A 299-nucleotide genomic window follows, 5' to 3' on the forward strand; every position below is an offset into this window, starting at 1 on the left:
CCAGTATTGACCCGGATAGTCGGTGTCCTGCAGGGTGATTTGCTGGCTGCCATCCTTAGGCGACCCGAGTTCAGCTTTGCGGACGACGTTGGCGCGATAGTCTGCACTGGAGAGCGACACGGCATTGGTCTGCCAGCGAGCCACCTCTGCCCAGCGGTCGATGACGTCTTCGCTCGCTGTCGCGTCGGCGCGGCCGAAGCGGATGGAGGCCTGAGCGTTGTCGGTGAAGACCTCATTGGCGTCGGCAATCACCATCCGGTGCACGCCCAGCGATTAGCTGTCAGCCGTTTCGTGCTCGA

General features: G+C 62.5%; 1 protein-coding gene. It reads right to left on the bottom strand.

Features of this window, described 5'->3' with window-relative positions; translation table 11 throughout:
* Positions 1–255, bottom strand: a 255-nt coding sequence (locus RVY79_RS18875) for a hypothetical protein (RefSeq protein ID WP_317466089.1), incomplete at its 3' end; no start/stop codon positions are given.
* Between the last annotated feature and the right edge of the window lie 44 nt (positions 256–299).

This window comes from Chromohalobacter sp. HP20-39 (assembly GCF_033052815.1).
GTDB lineage: Bacteria > Pseudomonadota > Gammaproteobacteria > Pseudomonadales > Halomonadaceae > Chromohalobacter.